Below are 21,400 nucleotides of genomic sequence, written 5' to 3'. Positions count from 1 at the left end.
GCACCCCGCTCGACTCCCGGGATGATTACGACCGGGACTTGTCCTGCTTCCAGGACAGCGGACCCGGCAGGTCGACGCGGTGCGCCCGAGCCTTGGAGTTCCAGGACCAGCGACCGATCTTGATGCTCCACGAGGAGAAGCCGTTCTCGGTGAAGTTCAGGATGATCGGACCGTACTTCTTGCGCTTGCGAAACATGAGGCCCATCGGAGGTCTCCCCTCGTCACCGTTCCCTGCCGTGTCGAGATCGAACATGCCCGAACCGACAACTTTTGAAACCCTCTCGCTGTCCGTCCTGGACGGTGACCCACGGCGCACCTAAATCTCTACTCAACAGATAGGTGTTGCGGCACGGTAAACGCTGTTGAGGGCACTCCGTAACATCGGCGGCGGCGAAAGTCTCATCTTCTGGAAGAGCGTTGACCGCCCGATCCCGCGCCCGGCAACATGAGGGCATGTCGCAGCGCGATGAGCTTCTCCTCACCGCTCGTGTGCACGTCGACCTGGTCCGGCACGCGAGCGCGCTCTACGCCGCGTCGGCCCTGGTGTCGGCATGACCACCGTGGAGCGTCCTACGCCGGAGGCCACCGAGCTGCGGCCGGTGGACCGGGACCTGTTCCGTGCTCTGCTGCGCCGGCAGGCCACCAGCGTCACCGTGGTCACCGCCGCCGCCCCCGCCACCGACCCCGCCTGCCTCGGTGGGATCGGCGCACCGATCCGGGCGGGCTTCACCGCCACCTCGTTCACGTCGGTGTCGCTGGACCCTCCGCTCGTCTCGTTCTGCCTCGGGGTGGCGTCGTCGAGCTGGCCGGTGCTGTCCCGCGCGGAGCACGTCGCGGTGCACCTGCTGGCCGCGGGGCAGCAGGAGGCCGCATCGGTCTTCGCGACGAGCGGCATCGACCGGTTCGCCGCGTACCCGGACTGGACTCCCGGACCGTTCGGGGTGCCGTTGCTGACCGGAGTGCTCGGCCGGCTGCTCTGCCGGGTGGTGCACCGGGTGCCGGCCGGCGACCACACGCTGGTGCTCGCCGAACCGCTCGCGCTCGGTGACGGCGTTGACGGCGCGCCTCTGGTGCATCACCGCGGGGGCTACACCACCGCGGTCCCGCCGGTGGCGGCGTGAGCGCACCGACCACGCCGGACCTGCTCGCGGTGGACCGGGCCGCCCAGGACCTGGATCCCGGGCGGGAGCGGCTGCCCCGGCTCAGCACCTGGGAGGTGGTGCGGACGTTGTGACCCGCAGCCGGGTCAGCGGGGCTCCCACGCGTCGGGCAACGCGGTGAGTTTGCGGACGTGGGCGGGCAACCGACCGCTGACGATCTCGGCGAGGCTCACCTCGTCCACGACCCGCCGCACGGCGGCGCGGACCGCCACCCACAGGCCGGGCAGGTTCTCCGCCGAGCCCTCGTACCGGGTCTCCTCGGGGCGCAGCCCGCGTACGCCGGCGAGCGGGCCCTCGACGGCCCGCAGCACCGCGCCCACGGTCACCTCGCGCGGGGGTCGGGCCAGCGTGTACCCGCCCTCGGCGCCGCGCTGGGCGCGCACGATGCCCGCCCGGCGCAGATCCGCCAGGACCGCCTCCAGGAACTTGCGGGGCATGTCCTGCTCGGCGGCGATGGCCTGGGTGGACAGCAGCGAAGGGTAGGCGGTGGCGAGGCTCAGCGCTGCCCGTACCGCGTAGTCGCCGCGCGCGGAGATCTGCACCCTGTCATCATGCCCGCCCGGTGCCGCCCGCCGGCGCGGTGGGCGACCCGGGTCGCGTGGTGTGAGACCCGTTGGTCGATCCGGCGGCACGGAACCTGCCGCCGTTGGCGCCCGTCGGCTCGGCCGGCGGCCGGGGCCGGATCACCCGGGCGGCCGGTTGGTCCCGTGCGGCCCGGAACGCTCCGGGGCTGACCCCGACCTCCCGGGTGAAGAAGCGGCCGAAGTTCGTGGGCTCGGAGAAGCCGAGGTTCCGGCCGATCTGGGCGATCGGCTGATCGGTCGCGGCGAGCAGTCGGCCGGCCTGCAACGCGACCCGCTCGTCGATGACCTGCTTGGCGCTGCGACCGGTGACGGCGAGGCAGGCCCGGGTCAGGGTCCGCACCGAGCAGCGGAGCTCGGCGGCGTAGTCCTCCACCCGCCGGGTGTGCGCGTAGCCGTGTTCCACTTCCCGGCAGAACCGGTGGAACGTCTCGTCCTCGGGCCGGGTGATCGACCGCTCGGCGTTGCCCAGGGCCAGCCGCAGCAGCAGCACCGCCAGTTGGTGGCGCAGCAGCGCACGGGCGGCCACGGTGTCGGGGTGCCGCTGGCAGTCCACCACCAGTTGGCTCACCTCGCTGATCACCGCGTCCTCGTCCTCGCCGGCCAACTGCCGCCAGGTCACCGGCGCGTCCAGGTCGAGGTCGAAGCCGCGCAGCGCCTCCGGGGCCCAGGCAACCACGGTGGCGTCGAACTGCGGACCGGCGCAGCGCAGCACCTGGCCGGCGCGAACCCGCAGCAGCGTGCCGGGCCGACAGGGCAGCGGGTGGAAGTCGAGTTCCGCGTCGCCGTGCCCACGCGTGGTGAGGATCAGCAGCTCCCGCTCGACGATCACGGGCCGACGCCAGCGCGGGTCGGGGGAGAGGTCGGCCAGCGCGAACGTGGCTATCTCGTCGGGGACGGGTGACGCCGTTCCGATCGGTGGCGCGGGGGAGGGACCGGTGGAGACCATCGCCTGCGACGGTAGCCCGAAGCGCAGGTCATCGCATCCCGATCGACGCGAGCAGCGAAATCAGCGCGTCGGTGCGGGCTTGTCGCGATCCTGGTGGCCGGGCTACGTTACCCGGCGGTAGCGCCGTCCGGTCCGCGGTCCGCCCGGCGCACCGCCGGCCGCCTGCCCGGTCGGCGGCCCCGCCGACTCGCGATGGGATGGGCATGACGCAGCTGTTCTCGGTCGAAGGCAAGACGGTCCTGGTCACCGGTGGCTCCCGGGGGATCGGCCTGATGATCGCCCAGGGCTTCGTCCGGGCCGGAGCGCACGTGATCATCTCGTCGCGCAAGGCGGACGTCTGCGAGGCGGTCGCCAAGGAACTCTCCGCCGAGGGTCGCTGTGAGGCCATCCCCGCCGACCTGGGTCACGACAGTGGCGCCGAGGCGCTGGCCGCCGCCGTGCGCGAGCGGGTCGGTAGCCTCGACGTGCTGGTCAACAACGCCGGCGCCACCTGGGGCGCGCCGTTGGAGGGCTACCCGGAGGCCGCGTTCGACAAGCTCTGGGCCGTCAACGTCAAGGCCGTCTTCCGGCTCACCACCGCGCTGCTGCCGGCGCTCCGCGCCGCCGCCAGCGCCGACGACCCGGCCCGCGTGATCAACATCGGGTCGATCGACGGCATCCGGGTGCCGATGATGGAGGTGTACGCGTACTCGGCCACCAAGGCTGCCGTGCACATGCTCACCCGCAGCCTGGCCCACCAACTGGCCAACGAGCAGATCACCGTCAACGCGATCGCACCCGGCCCGTTCGAGAGCAAGATGATGGCGTTCGCACTGGACGACCCGGCGAGCCGGGCCGCCATCGAGCAGCAGGTGCCGCTGGGCCGCATCGGCCGCCCCGAGGACATGGCCGGCACCGCCATCTACCTGTCGTCCCGCGCCGGCGCGTACCTCACCGGGGCGGTCATTCCCGTCGACGGCGGCATCACCACCCACGGCTGAGCACCGGCTGACCCGGGTCGGGCTGCCCGCGTACTCCTGAAGTTGTGCCGGGGCCGCGCGGACTCGGCAGATCCGCGCGGCCCCGGTGTGGCCGGTGTTGCCCGTTCGGGCGGTGCTCAGCGACCGGCGAGCAGCCGGTTCACCGCCGTGTCGACGTCCAGGTGCTCGGCCTCCCGGCCGCGCGGGACGACGACGTACGTCCGTCGAAGGAAACGCACCAGGACGCTGCGCGGCACCTCGAAGAGGGCGTTGCCGTCCGGTGACGAGAGGGCCAGCGCGACGAAGTCGCCGCGCGGTGTGGCCCAGGGCCAGACCCGCACATCCCCGATGCCCGCTGGCTCGTCCAGGCCGGTGACCAGCAGTTCGCGAGCGAAGGACCAGCTCACCGCCTCGCCGCCGGCAGATTCGGCATGGAACAGGACATGGACCGCATACGGGTCAGCAGGGTCGTAACGCAGACTGGCACGCACCGGCAAGGCGGTGGCGTCAGGTGCGACGAGCCTTAGCGACGTCTCGACCTCTACGGTCGTCGGTCGGATGACACTCATGGACGTTCTCCCCCCGGCACCGCTGCGGAACGCGCGTGTCCCGCTTTTCCCATACTCAGGTGCTACTCCTGGCTACGCTCCGCCATACGCTGACTTCACCCAGTGGTGGGAAGGGGGACGGAAAGGCCGCGTGAATGTGAGAATTCATGTAGGATTTCCGGTTCTGCCCAGTGCGTGATCCCGCCCGGCATCGGGTGGTTCAGTCGTCGACTTACTCCGGTAACGTCCAGTCGGCCGTTGCAGTGACGGGCCCGCGCGACACTGGGGGGTGAAATGGTGACGAAGAGATCCTCAATGGATCCGTCGGCGGCGCCCGGCCCGCCGAACGTCGTGGTCCGAGCAGCCGAAAAGCGGGGGTACGCAGTGCCGTTGGAGCAGCCCGAACGGGCCGATCGGCCGGCGTCCGATGCCGATCGTCGGACCGGCCGACGCGCGGACCGGTCGACCGTCGGTTCCACAGGCGGCACGAACGCGGACCGACCGCTCGGCGGTTCCGGTCGCGGCGGTGGCAGCACCGCCGTGCAGGACCCGCCGCGTCGCCCCCGCTGGCGGGAGCGGATCTCGGTGACCCTCGATCTCATCCGGGCCAACCCCACCGGCCGGATCGCACTCAAGATCTTCATCGCGATCGCCGGGGCGCTCGTGGTGACCATCGGCATCGCTCTCATTCCGCTGCCCGGTCCGGGCTGGCTGCTGGTGATCGCCGGGCTGGGCATCTGGGCCGTCGAATACCACTGGGCGCGCCGGTTGCTCGGCTTCACCCGCCGACATGTCCACGGATGGACACAGTGGGTGACTCGACAGTCGCTCGCAGTGCGAATCGTGCTCGGCTCCGTCGGCCTCGTGTTCGTGGGCACCGTGGTCTGGCTGTCCCTCAAGTTCAGCCTCGGCATCGACGTGGTGGCCGAGGCCATGCACTACCTCGCGACGCACTGACCCCGGATTTCCGGTCCGGTTCCACGATCGGGTAGAGTCAGTGCCGCTGAGGGCGATTAGCTCAGTGGGAGAGCGCTTCGTTCACACCGAAGAGGTCGCTGGTTCGATACCAGCATCGCCCACTCTCAGTTTTTGCAGGTCAGAAGCCCGTTGCCGGAATCATCGGTAACGGGCTTTGCCGTATGCGCGGCTTAGATTGGGAGCAGGCTGGTGGCCGACCGTCCGGTGGTCCGCCCATCCGCCGGTCCACACTGCGGGGTCGTGTACCCAGGGCGGCCTTCGGAGCGTCCCGTCGATCACCGCCGCGCGCTCGCCGACCGGGGCGGACTTCCGCAGTCGGATTTCACGGCGGTCGATGGAACTATTGTTCGACGATGATGAATCTGTTAACTTTTCCAAACCTCCATGAGAGAGCGCTCTCCCGAGAGCAGAGGTCAAAGAAGATGGCGGCGTGGCGCCCCTGACCAGCCACCGTCAACAGCCGCTCACGTCCACCCGACCCCACCCCCACCCCCATCCCCATCACGGCGCCGCGCGACCTCCACCGAGGAGCGAGGTGCCGACGACCCCTCACCGCCGGGACAGACGCGACACCGCTGTGCGCGTCCCGGGACCTACCCACGGGGCCGCCCACCGCGGCCACGTTCGAGACGTGATCGGCGCACGTTTCGGCTACTTCCTCACGAGAGGTAACCAACCGATCATGATTCGCAGAATGCTGCTAATCGTCGCTCTTGTGCTGGCCGGGATGGGCGTCAACGTCGCCCCGGCATTCGCAGCCGACTTCTCGGTGCTGGTCTTCAGCAAGACCGCGGGGTTCCGGCATGACGCGATCCCCGCAGGGATCGCTGCGATCCAGCAACTGGGCACGCAGGGCAACTTCACGGTCGAGGCGACCGAGGACGCCGCCCAGTTCACCGACACGAACCTGGCCAGGTTCAGAGCGGTCATCTGGCTGTCCACGACCGCCGACGTGCTCAACCCGACCCAGCAGGCCGCGTTCGAGCGCTACATCCGCGCCGGCGGCGGCTATGTCGGCGTGCATGCCGCCTCCGACACCGAATACGACTGGCCCTGGTACGGCAACCTCGTCGGCGCCTACTTCTCCAGCCACCCCGCGATCCAGCCGGCCACCGTCCGCATCGAGGACACCGCCCACCCTTCGAACGCGGGCATCCCGGTGAACTGGAACCGCACCGACGAGTTGTACAACTACCGCACCAACCCCCGCTCGCAGGTGCACGTCCTCGCGAATCTCAACGAGGCCACGTACACCGGCGGCACCATGAACGGCGACCACCCGATCTCGTGGTGCCGGCCCTACGACGGCGGCCGCTCCTGGTACACCGGCCTCGGCCATACCCAGGAGAGCTACACCGAGGCCAACTTCCGCACCCACCTGCTCGGCGGCATCAGGTACGCCGCGCAGAACGTCGGCAACTGCTCGGTGCAGGCCCCCGTCGGCACGTTCAACCAGGTGAACCTGGCCAAGGGCGTGGCCGAGACCGGTGAGCCGATGGGCCTCACCGTGCTGCCCAACCGGGGTGTGCTGCACACCTCGCGGAACGGCGTCGTCCGGTACACCGACGTCAACGGCAACACCAAAGTCGCCCTGACGCTGCCGGTCTACAGCCACGACGAGGAGGGTCTGCAGAGCATCAAGGCCGACCCGAACTTCGCCAGCAACCGCTGGGTGTACGTCTTCTACGCGCCGCCGCTCAGCACGCCGGGCGGCGACGCTCCGTCCACCGGCACGGCGGCGCAGTTCGCTCCGTTCAACGGCTCCAACAAGCTGGCCCGGTTCACCGTGCGGGACGACAACACGATCGACCCGGCCTCGCTGGTGACGATCCTCGACGTGCCGACCAGCCGTGGGCTGTGCTGCCACGTCGGCGGTGACATCGACTTCGACGCCGCCGGCAACCTGTACCTGTCCACCGGTGACGACACCAACCCGTTCGATTCGGCCGGTTCCGCGCCGCTCGACGAGCGGGTCGACCGCAACCCCGCCTACGACGCGCAGCGCACCTCGGCCAACAGCAACGACCTGCGCGGCAAGGTGCTGCGGATCAAGCCGGGTGCGACGGGCGGCTACACCATCCCGGCCGGCAACATGTTCGCCCCGGGCACGGCGAACACCAGGCCCGAGGTGTACGCCATGGGTTTCCGCAACCCGTTCCGGATGAGCGTGGACAAGGCGACCGGGGTCGTCTACCTCGGTGACTACGGCCCCGACGCCGGCTCTGCCGACCCGCAGCGCGGGCCGGCGGGCACCGTCTCGTTCGAGCGGATCACCCAGCCGGGCTTCTACGGCTGGCCGTACTGCTCCAACTACAACACCCCCTACCAGGAGTTCACGTTCCCCAGCGGGCCGTCGTCCGGCCCGTACAACTGTGCCGGTGGGCCGACGAACAACTCCCGGAACAACACCGGCATCACCACGCTGCCGCCGTCGCAGGCGGCCTGGCTGCCCTACGGCGGGCAGGGGCCCTGGCGGCCCGAGTTGGGTGGGGGCGGGCCCATGGGCGGTCCGGTCTACAACTTCAACCCGGCGCTGGCCTCCGACGTGAAGTTCCCGGCCTCGTACAACGGGAAGGTCTTCCTCGGGGAGTTCACCAGTCGCTGGATCAAGGCGGTCACCTTGAACGCCAACGGCACGGCCGGCGCGATCGAGCCGATCCCGTGGTCCGGAACCGCGATCATGGACATGGAGTTCGGGCCTGACGGCGCCCTGTACGTGCTCGACTACGGCACCACCTGGTTCGGCGGCGACGCCAACTCGGCCCTCTACCGGATCGAGTACAACACCGGCGGCAACCGGGCACCGATCGCGCAGATCAGCGCCACCCCGTCCTCCGGCGCGGCGCCGCTGGCCGTGCAGTTCAGCTCGGCGGGCAGCAACGACCCGGACGGCGACCCGATCACGTACGCCTGGGACTTCACCAGCAACGGCAGCACCGACTCCACGGCGGCCAACCCGACGTTCACCTACCCGACTAACGGCGAGTACACCGCGACGCTGACGGTACGGGACCCCGGCGGCAGAACCTCGACGGCCAGTACCGTCATCGGGGTCGGTCGACCGTCCATCCAACTGGTCACACCGGCCGACGGATCGGTGTTCCAGTTCGGCGACCTGGTGCCCTACGAGGTGAGGGTCACCGATCCGAACGCCGGCACCATCGACTGCAACCGGGTCCAGCTCAACTACATCCTCGGCCACGACAGTCACGGTCACCCGATCACCAGCAAGAACGGCTGCACCGGGTCGATCCAGACCACAGTGGATGGTGAACACGACGCTTCCGCGAACATCTTCGGGGTGCTCGCCGCGGTGTACACCCCGGTCACTGGGGTCGCGGTCCAGGACCAGCACGTGCTGCAGCCGCGGACTCGGCAGGCCGAGCACTTCGGCACCATGAACGGCGTCCAGCTCGCCGCCAAGCCCAGCGCCCACGGCGGCAACGCGATCGGGTACATCGAGAACGGTGACTGGATTTCCTTCACGCCGTACAACCTGGCCGGCGTCACCGGTATCAGGGCCCGGGTCGCCTCGGCCGGCGTCGGTGGCACGCTGACCGTGCGGGTCGACTCACCGACCGGCCCGGTGGCCGGCACGGTGCAGGTCGCCCCGACCGGTGGCTGGGAAACGTGGGCCGACGTCACCGGGACGATCAGCCCACCTGCCGGAACGCACCAGCTGTACCTGGTGTTCACCGGCGGCGCGGGATCGCTGTTCGACATCGACGACTTCACGTTCACCTCCGGCACCACGCAACCGCCGTCGGGGAACCTGGCGTTGAACAAGCCGGTGACGGCGTCGAGCACGGAGTCCGGCACATTCCCGGCCTCGGCTGCGGTCGACGGCTCGCTGACCACCAGGTGGGCGAGCACCTTCAGCGATCCGCAGTGGATCCAGGTGGACCTCGGCCAGTCGACCTCCATCGACCGGGTCAAGCTGACCTGGGAAGCGGCGTACGGCTCGGGGTACCAGATCCAGACGTCGGCCAACGGGACGACCTGGACCACGGTCCGGACAGTCACCGGTGGCGACGGTGGGGTGGACGACAACACCGCGCTGGCCGCCACGGGTCGTTACGTGCGGATCAACGGTACGGCCCGCGCCACCGCCTACGGATATTCGCTGTTCGAGTTCGAGGTCTACGGCGGCGGCGTCGTACAGCCGCCCTCGGGCAACCTGGCGTTGAACAAGCCGGCGACCGCGTCGAGCACCGAGGCGGTCGCCTACCCGGCCTCCGCCGCGGTCGACGGTTCGCTGACCAGCAGGTGGGCGAGTGCCTTCGCCGACCCGCAGTGGATCCAGGTGGATCTCGGTCAGTCATACCCCATTAACCGGGTCAAGTTGACCTGGGAGGGGGCGTACGGCTCGGGGTACCAGATCCAGACGTCGGCCAACGGGACAACCTGGACCACAGCCCGGACGATCGCCGGTGGCGACGGTGCCGTGGACGACAACACCGCGCTGGCCGCCACCGGCCGATATGTGCGGATCAACGGCACGACCCGCGCCACAGCCTGGGGATATTCGCTGTTCGAGTTCGAGGTCTACAGCTGATCGGGTAGACCGCGCACGATGGGGCGCAGGGACCTTCGAAGGTGCCTGCGCCCCTGGTCTGTCCCGGGACGTTGCCGCAGGTCCCAGTCGGTGCGGCGTCCTGGTTCAACGCGGAGTGCTCCGCGGTTCTGCGCAGCAGCCGACTCGGGCGTGTCGTTCCGCAATGGCTGGCGCGGGCCGAACGCGGTGGTGGTGGGTCGTCGGCTGGGCGCGATAGCCGGTCACCTCGAGCTCTCGCCCGGCTTCCCGCGCCAGATGCGACCGGGCGGTGGCATGCCGCGCGCGGGGACTTGGGCGAGAATGGCAGTTCGAACTCTGCGCAACCCTGGAAGGACCCTCCCTTGGCCGGTGGACTTGTAGCCCTGCTGGATGACGTGGCGGTGCTGGCCCGGGCCGCTGCCGCGTCGATCGATGACATCGGGGCGGCCGCCGCGAAGGCCGGCGTCAAGGCTGCGGGCGTCGTCGTCGACGATGCTGCCGTCACGCCGCAGTACGTGCGGAGCCTGGCGGCCGAGCGCGAGTTGCCGATTATCAAGCGCATTGCCGTGGGGTCGCTGCGCAACAAGTTCTTCATCATCCTGCCGGCGGTGCTGCTGCTCAGTCAGTTCGTGCCCTGGCTGCTCACTCCGATCCTCATGCTCGGCGGCGCCTACCTCTGTTATGAAGGCGCGGAGAAGGTGTGGGCCAAGATCGCCCATCACGATGCCCACGGCGCGGGCGAGGAAAGGGTGCAGGACGAGACGACACTGGTGTCCGGGGCGGTACGAACCGACCTGATCCTCTCGGCGGAGATCATGGTCATCACCCTCAACGAGGTGATCGATGAGGCGTTCTGGTCCCGCCTGGCGATCCTGGCTGTCGTCGCCGTCGTCATAACCGTCCTGGTGTACGGCGTGGTGGCCCTGATCGTAAAGATGGACGACGCCGGGCTGCGCCTGTCGCAACGTTCCGGCGCCGTCGCCACGTTCGGCCGCGGTCTGGTGAGGGCGATGCCGGTGGTCCTCACCGTGCTGACGGTAGTCGGCACCGCGGCGATGCTGTGGGTGGGCGGGCACATTCTGCTGCTAGGCACGAACGAGCTGAACCTGCACTTCCTGTACGAGGCCGTGCACCACGTGGAGGTCGCCGCCCACGACGCCACCGGTGTTCTCGGCGGGCTCGTCGGCTGGCTCGTCAGCACGGTGGCCAGCGCGATCCTCGGGCTGATCGTCGGAGCGCTGGTCGTGCTGGTCATGACTCTCACGCTCCACCGCCGCAAATCCAAGGCTGAGACTGCGACTGCGACTGCGGCGGCCACGACTCGTACTGACGGCACCATCCCCGCGCCGCCGAGCCGTGCAGCTCGGCGTCGCGACGCTCCTGCGGACCGAGCGCCGCGAGGTTGACCGCAACAACATCGCAACTCGACCACCGGGTCAGGCGTTCTGGTGCTGAACCGCGCTTGGTACTCCAGCCGTACCTGGTGGAGTCGGATTCTTCGCTGGTGGGCCGTTTTGGCGCGGTGTTGGTGTCGTCGTCGCCATCGGGCTACTTCGTATGCAGGTGAGTCGAAGGTCGGTCTGGATCGCTGCCATCGTGGGCGTTGCTCTGTTGTCTGGCGCCATAGCGGTACGAAGTCCGAGGGTTTCTTATTACCGCTTCGCTTTGTGGTGAAGGGTCTCGGGTCAGCCGGCTGGGGTGGGGCGGACGGGGAGCAGGTTGCGCTCTGCGAAAACCTTCTTGGCGACGAGCGTGGCGTTGACGGCCCGCGGCACGCCGCAGTAGACCACCGCCTGCAGCAGCGCCTCGACTATCTCCGACGGCGTCAGGCCCGCGTTGAGCGCGCCGTGGACGTGGACCTCTAGCTGGGCCTCGGCATCACCAAGGCCCGTCAGTATGCCGAGGGTGAGCAGCTCCCGGTCCCGGCGCGCGAGTTGGGGCCGGACATAGAGATCCCCGTAAGACCAGGCGACGGAACGACGGCTGAGCTCGGGTGAGATGTCGGCGAGGGCTTCCAGGAGTCTCTGCCCGGCGCCGCCGTCGGCCTGCCGCAGGGCCTCAAGACCCCGCTCGTACTGGTCGTCTTCCGCCATGGTCACGCCCTACCTTTGCGCAATTGTCCTGTCGGCTGGTCCGGCGGGTACCCGTGGCCGTGCCGGACAAACGGATCGCCTCCCCGTGTCAGTTGATGCGGGGCGCAGCCGGTGAGCTCGAAGAAGTCGTCCTTCCCGATGGCGGCCCTCCGAACGGGAAAGACGGCGTGCCGGTCGCCGGGCTGCTGCGAGCACCGCGCCCATGACGACTACGAACGACGCCGAGATGGCCGCAGCTCCGCCCGGCCGGCCGAGCTGCTCCGTGTACGTCGGCGTCCACCACCGACGAGGGGCTTCGATGGTGGACGTGGACGTGGCGTCAGGCGACGACGATGACCGTTTTGCCGAGCAGCTTGCCGTTGCTGGCATCCTGGTGGATGGTCGGCAGTTCCTCCAGCGGTCGGCGGTCGGCGATGTGCAGCTTGAGTACGCCGTTGTCGATGCGGGAGACTAGGTCGGCTAGGTGTGAGGCGTCGGGGCCGACCCACACGCCGGCTGTGCGTACCGAGCGTGCCTCGTCGGCCGGCACCGGGCCGGCGGAGCTGACGACGATGCCGCCGTCGGCCACGTAGGGGGCCAGCTTCGCGAGGTTCTCGGGAGCCAGGCGTACGTGGTTCACCACCACGTCGAAGGGACCACCGACAGGGGCCGGGCCTGCATCGAGGTCCAGCGGGTCGACGACCTTCTCCGCACCGTAGCCGTTCAGGCGGTTGGCATGCTGGGGGCCGTCGACAGCGGTCACCTTCGCGCCGGCTTCGACGGCGAGCTGGACCACGATGCTTCCCACCGCACCGCCTGCCCCGTTGACGAGAACGGTCTGGCCAGTCTTGATCCCGGCGAGCTCGACGGCCGCTTGGCGAGCGGCCAGCCCGGTCAGGGGAAGTGCGGCGGCGTCGGCCAGAGGGATGCTGCGAGGCGCGGCGGTCACCAGGTCGGCCGCCACGACCGCGTACTCGGCGGCTCCGCCGTGCTCGTGCAGCGGGAACATGGCGATGATCGGGTCGCCGACCTGCAGTCCGCTGACGTGGTCGCCGAGCTCGGCAACGGTGCCCGCGACGTCGAGGCCGGGGGTGATCGGCAGCGGGGTGGGGATCATCTCAGCGAGGACACCCAGCCGGATGTGGTCGTCGACGGGGTTGAACGAGGTGGCCACCACCTTCACCAGCACTTGGCCGGCGCCGGGGACCGGACGTTCCACCTCCTCCTGGCGCAGGACCTCGGTGCTGCCGAACTCGTGGTAGCGAATAGCCTTCACTGCACTCTCCTCATGGTTTCGCCGGTGCCGGATCCGTGGCGAACAGGGCAATCTCCGGACGCCGCGCGACGCCGCCGCACTTGCCTGGGCAACTGTGAACGAGTGTTCTTCACTTGCCTAGGCAAGTCAAGGTGCGCGGCATCACAGAGGCCGGCCGGGTCAGTGCCGGCCTCTGAACAGCGAAAGGCATCTGGGTGCCAGGGTTGCCCAGTCAAGTAAGCTGCGCGAATGACCGGCACCCCCCAATGGCTCGACGACGAGCAGCAGAAGCTGTGGCAGGACCTGCGCACCGTGGTCGTCGCGCTGCCCACGCTGCTGGACCGCCAGTTGCAGCGGGACGAGGGCATCTCGAACTTCGAGTACAGCGTGATGGCTCGGCTGTCCATGACCGAGACGCACACGATGCGGCTCAGCGACCTGGCCGCGCAGTGCGACAGCACGCAACCACGGCTGTCCAAGCTGATGGTTCGTTTCGAGCAGCACGGGTGGGTCACCCGGTGCCCTGACCCAGACAACGGCCGGTACACCCTCGCGACCCTGACTGACGCCGGACTGCGTAAAGTCGAGGACAGCGCCCCAGCTCACGTCGAGCGGGTCAGGCAACTGGTGTTCGACCCACTCAGCGCTGCACAGCAACGCCACCTCGGCGCCGCGCTCTCCCGCATCGCCGCTCTGGTACGCGAGCAACTCGACGAGCGGTGAACGACGCCCACCGAACTGAGCTCGACACCTCAGCCGGGTCCCCAGGGTTCCGTCTCAGCAACGGCGATAGAAGCGGTCGGCATGGCGGAACGGAACGACCCTCGGCATCCGCATCTGCCGCGATCCGGGTGCTGCCATCTCACGTCCATTAGTTACTCATTGTCGGCGGACGTGGGTGGCCGATCCGCCGCCGTCGTGCCCTCCCCAGCGCCTGGCCGGCGGAGCCTCCGCACATCTGGCGTATCTGCCTCTGCATGAAGTTGGCTCCGGCAAGATTTTCGTAGCCGGAGATCGCCATGGCGTCCTGACCCGGTGACGGGCTCAGACTTCCTTGTTGTCGACCCAGCGACAAAACGGGTCCGTGGTGTCCTCGTCGCCCATCTCGGCGGTCGGCAACGGTCAGCGGCAACTACTCTTCCGCGAGGCGAACTACAAGAGCCGGGGGGCCCTGAAGCCGCAGGACCGGCTCATGTTCGAACTCCTGCGGCAGGCCGCCGGCACGTAGCCCAACAGGGATCGTTCGCCACACTAGGTTCTTGGACCAACTGCTGATGGTGCTGTGGTCACGGCTTTGCAAGCGGTGATGATCGATGAAGCCCTGCGGATCCCTCGAAGCCATTGCCTGACATCCGGATCCGCCACGATCCGCGCGTGACGACGCCCGCTACCGCTCGGCATCCTGATCCGCGGATGAGCGGATGCCTATGCCTGCGCGTTCTCCGGCGGTTCGACGCGCTGCTGTGCTGGAGGGCGACGCTGGCCGTCGGGTAGGTCGGCCTGCCGATGGTCTGATTGAGATGACTCAACGGGACCGGTGCGTCGGTTATTCGGTATCGCCTGGATGGGGACGGATGTCGGGCGGATCAGGGTGATGCCGTAGGCGACGACCCACGCGACCCAGATTAGCCAGCCGACAAGGCCGAGGAGACCGACCGTAGCGGGGTCGTCGATGGCCAGAGGGCTCAGCACGGCCGAGCCGAACTGGAGTGCGGCGGCAAGCAAACCGATCCCGCTGTGCCAGCGGCGGATCAGGCCGGCGCGTCGGCCGCTGATGGACAGGCCGGTCATGGCCAGTGCCAGGAAGGTGCCGTTGAAGATGAACAGCGCGTTGTGTAGTGCCCAGAGCCCGGCGATCGTGCTGCTGTCGTGCGCGGTCGTTGATGCGAGCGCGAGCCGGGTGGCCATCACGCCGGTGAAGGTGATGTTCTGCATGATCACCCCGGCGAACCCGACCAGGGACCAGGCTGTGCCTTGTTCGAGGTCGGAACGCCACAGCACGGAGACCGCGCCGGCGCCGAACAGGGTGGCCAGCACCCAGGCGATCGGGGCGAGTGCTGACGCGAGGCCGACGGTGTTCTGTTGGGTGGTGAAAAACTGGACAACATCGTTGGTCTCAGCGCCGGTGTGGGGCAGGCCGGCTGGCACCAGGAAGGCGTTGGTGGAGGCGATCAGGATGGCGAAGCCGAGTCCGGCGAGTCCGGCGATCCGCGAGAACGTCCAGGTGCCCGCGACGCCAGGTTTACGCAACATATATTCAATATAAGGCCCGAAAACTGAAGGAGGCAAGCCATTGACCGCGGAGACAGGCAGGCGAAGGTATGAATCACTGCGCCGGGTGGCGCAAGCGGCAGAGACGAGGGGTGAGATCGCCAGCGCCGCTCGTCGACTGTTCTTCTCCCGCGGCTGGGCGGCGACCACGGTACGTGACGTGGCGCGGGAGGCGGGGGTCTCGGTGCCGACCGTCTACGCGGTGTACGGGAACAAGACCGGGCTGATCCAGGCCCTGGCCGACGCAGCAGACATCGCCGCAAATCCATCGCAGTCACTCGCCGAACTGGAAGGGGCCGAGAACGATCCGGTGCGGCAGCTCGCGGCGATGGCCGGCTACGACCGGCGGCTCTTCGAGCGCGCCGGTGACATCATCGCGCTCGTGCGCGAGGCGGGCCGCACCGAGCCTGCGCTGGCGACCGCCTACCGCGACGGCCGTCAGCAGGGGGACGAGACCAGGATCCAGGTGTTCTCGTCGTGGCCGGGCGGCGTTCTCCGGCGAGGATTGGACATTCCGTCGGCCGTCGACATCTACGCGGCGATCTGCAACATCGACGTCTACGCCACACTGACCGGCGAACGCGGCTGGCAACCCGATCGAGTCGAGCGCTGGTGGACCGATGCCCTGGCCCGCGAACTCCTGGCCTGAAGTGTCGTGAGGCGCCTCATGACGGGCCGTCCTGTCACCTCTCTCAGCCGACCGTGGCGACCGAGAGAGCGACGAGCAGGAAGGCCGCGAGATAGGCCCACGAACGGTATCCCTGAAACCACTCCCAGCGGTTACGGCGCTCTTGCCAGCGCTCCGGAGGGAAATCCTTGTCCCAGCGCAGTGTGGACAGGTTGATCGGCACGTTCACGACCACGGTCGTGACGATGCCCGTGGCCCAGCTCGCGGCCGCAACCCAACGCAACACCTCGGGCAACCCCGCCCCATCAGGGCGGGCCGCGTAGCTGATGGCCAGCACGAGCGAAGCTGTCATCAGCACCGGCATCACAATCCCGAAGGTACGCAGCAGGCCCTGTTCGACCAGGATGTGGTCACGCGGCGCCAGACGCTTGACCACCGGATGCACAAAAGCATAGGAGCCGAACTCGGCGCACGCCGTGAACCCCAGCACCGCGACGGTGGCGAACATCAGCACGTCCATACCCGGTCCCCTCATCGTGCCGGACTGCACAGTGTCACGCCCCATCGGCGAGCTGTGCCGCACCAGCCGCGACGTGACACCGCACATGAGAAAGCACGGCTGGAGCCGATCGCCGCGATCGCCGGCGCTCACGCCGAGGTGGCCGATCGGCAAAGATTATTGATTGATTGATAACATGTCAACCATGGGCCAGAAACGACTCTCCTCGTCCCAGCGACGCGCCTCCGTGCTCGCTGCGGCGATCCGGATCTTCGGCAGCAAGGGCTTCGCCGCAACCACCACGGCAGACATCGCCCGCGAGGCCGCCGTGAGCCAGCCCTACGTGGTGTCTTTGTTCGGCAGCAAAGACGCGCTCATCCGAGCCGCGATAGAGCACGCGCTCGGCAGAGTGGTCGAGGTGTTCGAGCAGACGATCGACGACGACGCACCTGGCGACCTCGCGCCGCGTATCGGTGTCGCCTACCTTCAACTGTTCAAGGAGCAGGGATTGCAACTCTGCCTCGCGCACGCCTTCACCGCCGGCGCCGATCCGGAGATCGGGCCACTCGCCAGAGACGGCTTCCTCCGCGTCTACCGAGTGCTTGTCAACCGCGGCAATCTCACACCCGAACAAGCCAGTCAGACCCTCGCCGCCGGCATGATGGCCAACGTCATCCTCGGCTTACGTCTGGCCGACGACTACGACCGTGAACCCGTAATACGCGAACTCCTCTCGGCGACCTACCCGAGCAATGTCGAGCTCCTCAGGACCGTCACCGCTGCCTACGATGGCGTCGCCCCTCTACCAGGTGGGGCTGGCGTTTGATCCGCTGGTGGGTCATCCGTTCCTCTCCTAGGGCGATGTTGCGTTCTCCACCTGCGGATCCGGGCCTGACCCGCCGTGCGGGGAAAGCAGCGCATCCGGCTATCCCGGCGTCCGGCGCTCACGCTGATCGATCATCCGGATCTGCCGCTGACAAGGCTCGGCGATCGTGGGCGTGCTCGCCGATCGACCGGTGCGGCTGCTGGAGCCAGCGCTGGTGCCAACCAAAGCACTGGGCCGACAGTTCACGATTGGTCGGCGGCGGGGTGCCAGCCCGGTCCGGGGGAGCAGGTTGGGAGCAGCGGACTGCTCTAAACAGCCTAGAACTGCGTCTGACAGCATCGAACGGCGCTCAACTGCACCCACCCCCACCTGCGGCTTCACGTTGTCACAGGTCAAAGTCGGTGTGGCGTCCTGTTACACACCGAAGAAGGTCGCTGGTTCGATACCAGCATCGTCCACCCTTGGTTTGTGCAGGTCAGAAGCCCGTAAGCGCCACGGCGTGAACCGTCCATGGTGTCAAGAAGGTGAGCCACCAGGCGCGGCTGAGACAATCCCGGCGTGACCCAGATCGACGAGGTTCTGCACCAGCTGGGCAAGGCGTTCGTGGCGGGCCTGACGGAGCCCGGCTACCAGCTAACCACCGTGCACCGGCATGGCAGTCAGAGCCAGACCTACACCATGGCCGGTGAGCCGGCGTTGCTCGGCCGCTGGAACAACCTGGACCTCAACAATGCCGTGGCGGCGCTGCCCGGGGTTGCCGGCGGTGGACTGGTCGTGGAGATGATCGGTGATCCGAGCGGGCCCTACACAATCCACTGGTCGCGGGACGTCCCGTCGTTGCCGGCCCGGATCGTCCTCGACGAGGACTACCGTCTGCCCGGACATGAACTGCCGCCAGCCCGTGAACCTGGCGCCACCGATACCGGCGTCACCGATCCGGCGGTCCTTGCCGAGGTCGAGCGGCTGGTCGGCGAGTTCGCCGCACGGCATCATTCGCAGGGGTACGCGACCGGCTACTCCGAGGAGGAGATCCTCGCCGCCGAACAGCACCTCGGGCTACGGCTGCCCGAGGATCTGCGGGCCCTCTACCGGCTGATCCATGACGACAGCGGCGAGTCGGGACTGCTCGACCCGTTCGTCCTCGCACCCTTGGACGTACTCGTCGAGTGGAACCGGAAGAACTACCCCGGTTACCACGACGGTCCGTTCGACGACGCGATGATTTTCGACTGCGTGCCGGGCGGGCATGTGCGGCGCGTGTCCTCGAGCAACGGCTGGGTGACGTTCGCCCGCGACTACGGCATGAACTTCGCGGCCGTCGATCTCGATCCAGGACCGCTGGGCCGCATCGGTCAGGTGGTCACGCACGGGCGGGACGTGTGGGCGCCGGTCGAATATGTCGCCGCCTCGGTCACCGACCTGCTCCGCCGAGCGATCGCGACTCTTGACGACGAGCGCCCCTCACCGCCCAGCCCCGAGATCAGGGCGGACAAGACCGCGGACCTGCCGGTGACGGCGCAGGGCGTTGTGCTCCGCACGGAAGCGCCGGTCTCCTTGGCTGAGTTCGAGCCCTTCACCAACCTTCGATCTCTGGTGATACGTGGAGAGGTCCCACGCGTCGATCTGACTCGTGCCGCCGTGCCGCAGATCGAGCGCCTGCACGTGGATGCGGCCCGATGGGAACTTGCCGCACTGCCGCCGAGCCTCATTGACCTCACCTTGGGTGGCAACGACGAGCCGACGTCGGTCGCCGAGCTGGCCGCCCTGCCGAACCTGGTCCGTCTAGATCTGTCAGGGGCCGCGGTGTCGGACATCGACGCGATCGCGACGTTCCCTGTGCTGCGAGTGTTGACCCTCAACGGCCGCCAGTGGACGGAGCTGCTGGCCTCCGGTTGGAAACCGGCCCAGCTGGCCGCTGCCGGGCTGGGTGGATCTGCCGGGGTGAGTGACGCTGCCCGCTGGTCGCAGGCATTCGGACGCGACAGCAGCTTCTACACCGTCACCGGCGACCTTTGAATCGTCTGCGCCAGGCCGAACAGCGCAGTATCGGCTCCGCCGGGTAGCTGAAACGTGGCTCCGCTTGGCTTCTCGAGCTACCTGAGGGACGTCTCGGACCTGGGTGATGCGTTGCCTGGCACCAGGCCGGTGTTCAGCCGGCGAGGATGATGTGTTGTGGAGGTTGGCGATGCCGGATGCGACGTCCGCCAACATCGTCGACGGTCACCCGTTCGATGACGGCGACGGCACCGAGATGATCGACCAGCGGGAGATCCGCGTCGCCGCCTGGGGACTGGTTGAGCCTCCCGCGGGCTCGCCGCGCCGGTCTCTCGTGCCGCATCCCGTTCGAGGCCGCCTGCACTCCGCCGGAAACAGCGGTCCGGGCCCGGCCCGGCTCAGTCGAGCAGATAGCTGGCAGGGACCGCGTCGGTTAGCCAGACGCCGTTGGCGCTGCGGTGGAACACGTGCCCGTCGGCGGCCATCGCCGCCGCGTCGATGGTGAGGATCACGACCCGACCGGCCCGTCGGGCGCCGACCCGGTGGGCGGTCTCGGTGTCGGCGGAAAGGTGGACGTGGTGCCGACCGCCGCGGTGCAGGCCGGTGGCCCGGATCGACTCCAGCGCACCGGCGCCGGTGCCGTGATAGAGCCGGTCCGGTGGAGTCACCGGGGGCAGCCCGAGGTCCACCGGGACCGAGTGGCCCTGGTTGGCCCGGATCCGCAGCACCCCGTCGGTGCCGCGCTCGACAGCGAACCGCTGCTTGTCGTTGCCGGCGACGACCGCGTCCAGCTCGGCCCGCTCGATCCGGAGGGCGGCGAGCAGGGCGTCGACGGGAGTCCAACCGGCCGGGTCGAGCACCAGGCCGGCCCGGTCGGGATCGTGCCGGAGTGCCTTCGACAACCGTTTGCTCAACTTCACCAGGTGCTCGCGTTCCACACGGGCATTGTGGCCGATTCCTGTCGCTCGAATCGAGAGAGTTTCCGACGACACCGAACCCGGGCTTCTGCTGACCGGTTGGCCCGGCCTGGCCGCCAGCCCCGCCGAACTTGACCTGTTCGATGAATACCACCTTGCCGTACACCCGGTCGGTGTTCCGCGGTGGCAAGCCGGTGTTGCCGGCGGTCTGTACCTTGAGCATCGATGAAGATCGCGCCTTGGAAACCCGCCACGCTGGCCGATGCGGTGTCGCTGGCAGCCCTGTTCCGGCGAGTCGAGGCGGTTGCGCCCGTCGGCCTCGAGCAGCACGCCGACGACGTCACGAGACGGCTGGCGGCTCTCGGGCCGGAACTCGGGTCGGGTACCCGGGTCGGCCGCGATGACGACGGGGCCGTCGCCGCGTACGGGGAGGTCGCGGAGATGGGCGAGGTCGATCACGTCCTCCGAATCCGGCTGGCCAACGTGGTCCGTCCCGACACCGCGAGCGACGTCCGTGCGGAGTTGTACCACTGGCTCCTCGGGCAGGCCGAGCAGGTGCGGCAGGCCCGCGGACCCGCGCAGGCAGCCGTCCTCGGCACCCGGTGTGCCGAGAACGATCGCGTCGGACGCGAGCTTCTGGCCCGGCACGGCTTCGAGTTGGTCCGGCACGAGCGGGACCTGGTCCTGACGCTGCCGGACTCGCTGCCCACCGAGGTGCTGCCGCCTGGCCTGGTGCTGAGCCCCGTCGACGAGCGCTACGAGGAACTGGCCCGGCTGGCCCACAACGAGGCCTACTCCGACAGCCCGTCCGCGATCCGACCAGACCAGCGCATGTGGCCAGCGCATGCCACCGCGCACCCCCGGTTCCTACCCGACCTGTCCCGCCTGGTGCTCGTGGAGCCGGAGGGGACCGGGAACCCGGTGGCCGGCTTCCTGTTTGCGCTCGCCGACGACGACACGGAGAAACCCACCGCAGTGCTGCACTGTCTGGGCAGCCGAGCTTCCTGGCGCCGCCATGGCCTCGCCACCGCCATGATCACCTACGCCCTCCGCGGGGCTCGGTCCGCAGGCTTTCATCAGGTTCGCCTGCGGGTGAGTGACACCAATCCGGCGGCTCTGGCGCTCTACCGCAAGCTCGGCTTCGTCGGCTCGGGGCGTGGGTACGCGGTGTTGATGCGACGCCTCGGCCCTGATTCCAGCTGACACTGCGTTGCGCGGCTTGCTCTGC

20 protein-coding genes and 1 tRNA gene are annotated in these 21,400 nt (G+C 68.6%); 12 read left to right on the top strand and 9 right to left on the bottom strand.

All coding sequences use genetic code 11. The features are described from left to right. Positions 1–25 precede the first annotated feature (25 nt). Positions 26–205 carry a DUF4236 domain-containing protein gene (locus LADH09A_RS04645; protein WP_030333600.1) on the bottom strand — a complete coding sequence of 60 codons (180 nt, stop codon included), beginning with the start codon at positions 203–205 and terminating at the stop codon, positions 26–28. A 346-nt stretch (positions 206–551) separates the two neighbouring features. Between LADH09A_RS04645 and LADH09A_RS04640 the strand changes: the two genes are divergently transcribed. Further along, the gene (locus LADH09A_RS04640; RefSeq protein WP_238643477.1) at positions 552–1,121 is read left to right on the top strand and encodes a flavin reductase family protein; all 570 of its coding nucleotides are present in this window, start codon (positions 552–554) and stop codon (positions 1,119–1,121) included. A 125-nt stretch (positions 1,122–1,246) separates the two neighbouring features. Here the strand turns inward: LADH09A_RS04640 and LADH09A_RS04635 are convergent, their stop codons facing one another. Then, complete coding sequence (locus LADH09A_RS04635; RefSeq protein WP_030333674.1) at positions 1,247–1,702, bottom strand: RrF2 family transcriptional regulator; 456 nt, start codon at positions 1,700–1,702, stop codon at positions 1,247–1,249. Between the two features lie 7 nt (positions 1,703–1,709). After that, entirely contained in the window at positions 1,710–2,690 is a 981-nt protein-coding gene (locus LADH09A_RS04630; protein ID WP_238643476.1) for a helix-turn-helix transcriptional regulator, read from the bottom strand. Positions 2,691–2,893: 203 nt separating this feature from the next. On the opposite strand from LADH09A_RS04630, the gene LADH09A_RS04625 reads away from it, so the two are divergent. Beyond that, the gene (locus LADH09A_RS04625; RefSeq protein ID WP_238643475.1) at positions 2,894–3,670 is read left to right on the top strand and encodes a glucose 1-dehydrogenase; all 777 of its coding nucleotides are present in this window, start codon (positions 2,894–2,896) and stop codon (positions 3,668–3,670) included. Between the two features lie 116 nt (positions 3,671–3,786). Here LADH09A_RS04625 and LADH09A_RS04620 read toward each other — a convergent pair whose 3' ends face one another. Continuing rightward, positions 3,787–4,218 carry an SsgA family sporulation/cell division regulator gene (locus LADH09A_RS04620; RefSeq protein ID WP_007457244.1) on the bottom strand — a complete coding sequence of 144 codons (432 nt, stop codon included), beginning with the start codon at positions 4,216–4,218 and terminating at the stop codon, positions 3,787–3,789. A gap of 294 nt (positions 4,219–4,512) precedes the next feature. Here LADH09A_RS04620 and LADH09A_RS04615 point away from each other — a divergent pair, with 294 nt between their 5' ends. The 4 genes from LADH09A_RS04615 to LADH09A_RS04600 all read left to right on the top strand — a co-directional run bounded on the left by LADH09A_RS04615 (position 4,513) and on the right by LADH09A_RS04600 (position 11,115). Continuing rightward, complete coding sequence (locus tag LADH09A_RS04615) at positions 4,513–5,154, top strand: TIGR02611 family protein (protein ID WP_238643474.1); 642 nt, start codon at positions 4,513–4,515, stop codon at positions 5,152–5,154. Positions 5,155–5,204: 50 nt separating this feature from the next. Next, a tRNA-Val gene (locus LADH09A_RS04610) sits at positions 5,205–5,276 on the top strand. A gap of 593 nt (positions 5,277–5,869) precedes the next feature. Further along, positions 5,870–9,730, top strand: a complete 3,861-nt coding sequence (locus tag LADH09A_RS04605) for a ThuA domain-containing protein (RefSeq protein ID WP_238643473.1) — start codon at positions 5,870–5,872, stop codon at positions 9,728–9,730. A 341-nt stretch (positions 9,731–10,071) separates the two neighbouring features. After that, positions 10,072–11,115 carry a DUF808 domain-containing protein gene (locus tag LADH09A_RS04600; RefSeq protein WP_238643472.1) on the top strand — a complete coding sequence of 348 codons (1,044 nt, stop codon included), beginning with the start codon at positions 10,072–10,074 and terminating at the stop codon, positions 11,113–11,115. Between the two features lie 279 nt (positions 11,116–11,394). Here the strand turns inward: LADH09A_RS04600 and LADH09A_RS04595 are convergent, their stop codons facing one another. Together LADH09A_RS04595 and LADH09A_RS04590 are read right to left on the bottom strand one after the other, a co-directional pair. Further along, entirely contained in the window at positions 11,395–11,802 is a 408-nt protein-coding gene (locus LADH09A_RS04595; protein ID WP_238643521.1) for a carboxymuconolactone decarboxylase family protein, read from the bottom strand. A gap of 319 nt (positions 11,803–12,121) precedes the next feature. Beyond that, positions 12,122–13,057, bottom strand: coding sequence for an NADP-dependent oxidoreductase (locus tag LADH09A_RS04590; protein WP_238643471.1), 936 nt, complete (start codon positions 13,055–13,057; stop codon positions 12,122–12,124). A 228-nt stretch (positions 13,058–13,285) separates the two neighbouring features. Here LADH09A_RS04590 and LADH09A_RS04585 point away from each other — a divergent pair, with 228 nt between their 5' ends. Together LADH09A_RS04585 and LADH09A_RS04580 are read left to right on the top strand one after the other, a co-directional pair. Further along, positions 13,286–13,759, top strand: coding sequence for a MarR family winged helix-turn-helix transcriptional regulator (locus LADH09A_RS04585; protein ID WP_238643470.1), 474 nt, complete (start codon positions 13,286–13,288; stop codon positions 13,757–13,759). A 364-nt stretch (positions 13,760–14,123) separates the two neighbouring features. Continuing rightward, complete coding sequence (locus LADH09A_RS04580) at positions 14,124–14,264, top strand: hypothetical protein (RefSeq protein WP_238643469.1); 141 nt, start codon at positions 14,124–14,126, stop codon at positions 14,262–14,264. A gap of 197 nt (positions 14,265–14,461) precedes the next feature. Here the strand turns inward: LADH09A_RS04580 and LADH09A_RS04575 are convergent, their stop codons facing one another. Beyond that, positions 14,462–15,457 carry a hypothetical protein gene (locus tag LADH09A_RS04575; RefSeq protein WP_238643526.1) on the bottom strand — a complete coding sequence of 332 codons (996 nt, stop codon included), beginning with the start codon at positions 15,455–15,457 and terminating at the stop codon, positions 14,462–14,464. Here LADH09A_RS04575 and LADH09A_RS04570 point away from each other — a divergent pair. After that, positions 15,375–15,956, top strand: a complete 582-nt coding sequence (locus tag LADH09A_RS04570) for a TetR/AcrR family transcriptional regulator (protein ID WP_238643468.1) — start codon at positions 15,375–15,377, stop codon at positions 15,954–15,956. The two genes, LADH09A_RS04575 and LADH09A_RS04570, sit on opposite strands and share 83 nt — an antisense overlap. A gap of 43 nt (positions 15,957–15,999) precedes the next feature. Here LADH09A_RS04570 and LADH09A_RS04565 read toward each other — a convergent pair whose 3' ends face one another. Next, a complete protein-coding gene (locus LADH09A_RS04565; RefSeq protein WP_238643467.1) occupies positions 16,000–16,455 on the bottom strand; it encodes an anthrone oxygenase family protein in 456 nt (151 codons plus the stop codon). A 184-nt stretch (positions 16,456–16,639) separates the two neighbouring features. On the opposite strand from LADH09A_RS04565, the gene LADH09A_RS04560 reads away from it, so the two are divergent. Together LADH09A_RS04560 and LADH09A_RS04555 are read left to right on the top strand one after the other, a co-directional pair. Beyond that, the gene (locus LADH09A_RS04560) at positions 16,640–17,260 is read left to right on the top strand and encodes a TetR/AcrR family transcriptional regulator (RefSeq protein WP_238643466.1); all 621 of its coding nucleotides are present in this window, start codon (positions 16,640–16,642) and stop codon (positions 17,258–17,260) included. Positions 17,261–17,818: 558 nt separating this feature from the next. Continuing rightward, entirely contained in the window at positions 17,819–19,276 is a 1,458-nt protein-coding gene (locus LADH09A_RS04555; RefSeq protein WP_238643465.1) for an SMI1/KNR4 family protein, read from the top strand. Between the two features lie 377 nt (positions 19,277–19,653). Here LADH09A_RS04555 and LADH09A_RS04550 read toward each other — a convergent pair whose 3' ends face one another. After that, on the bottom strand, positions 19,654–20,193 hold the full coding sequence (locus LADH09A_RS04550) for an RNA 2'-phosphotransferase (RefSeq protein WP_238643464.1): 540 nt from the start codon (positions 20,191–20,193) through the stop codon (positions 19,654–19,656). Positions 20,194–20,397: 204 nt separating this feature from the next. Here LADH09A_RS04550 and LADH09A_RS04545 point away from each other — a divergent pair, with 204 nt between their 5' ends. Next, a complete protein-coding gene (locus LADH09A_RS04545) occupies positions 20,398–21,375 on the top strand; it encodes a GNAT family N-acetyltransferase (protein WP_238643463.1) in 978 nt (325 codons plus the stop codon). The last annotated feature ends 25 nt before the right edge of the window (positions 21,376–21,400 follow it).

This window comes from Micromonospora cabrerizensis, assembly GCF_022230955.1.
GTDB lineage: Bacteria > Actinomycetota > Actinomycetes > Mycobacteriales > Micromonosporaceae > Micromonospora > Micromonospora cabrerizensis.
This window is presented reverse-complemented; position numbering and strand designations above follow the sequence as displayed.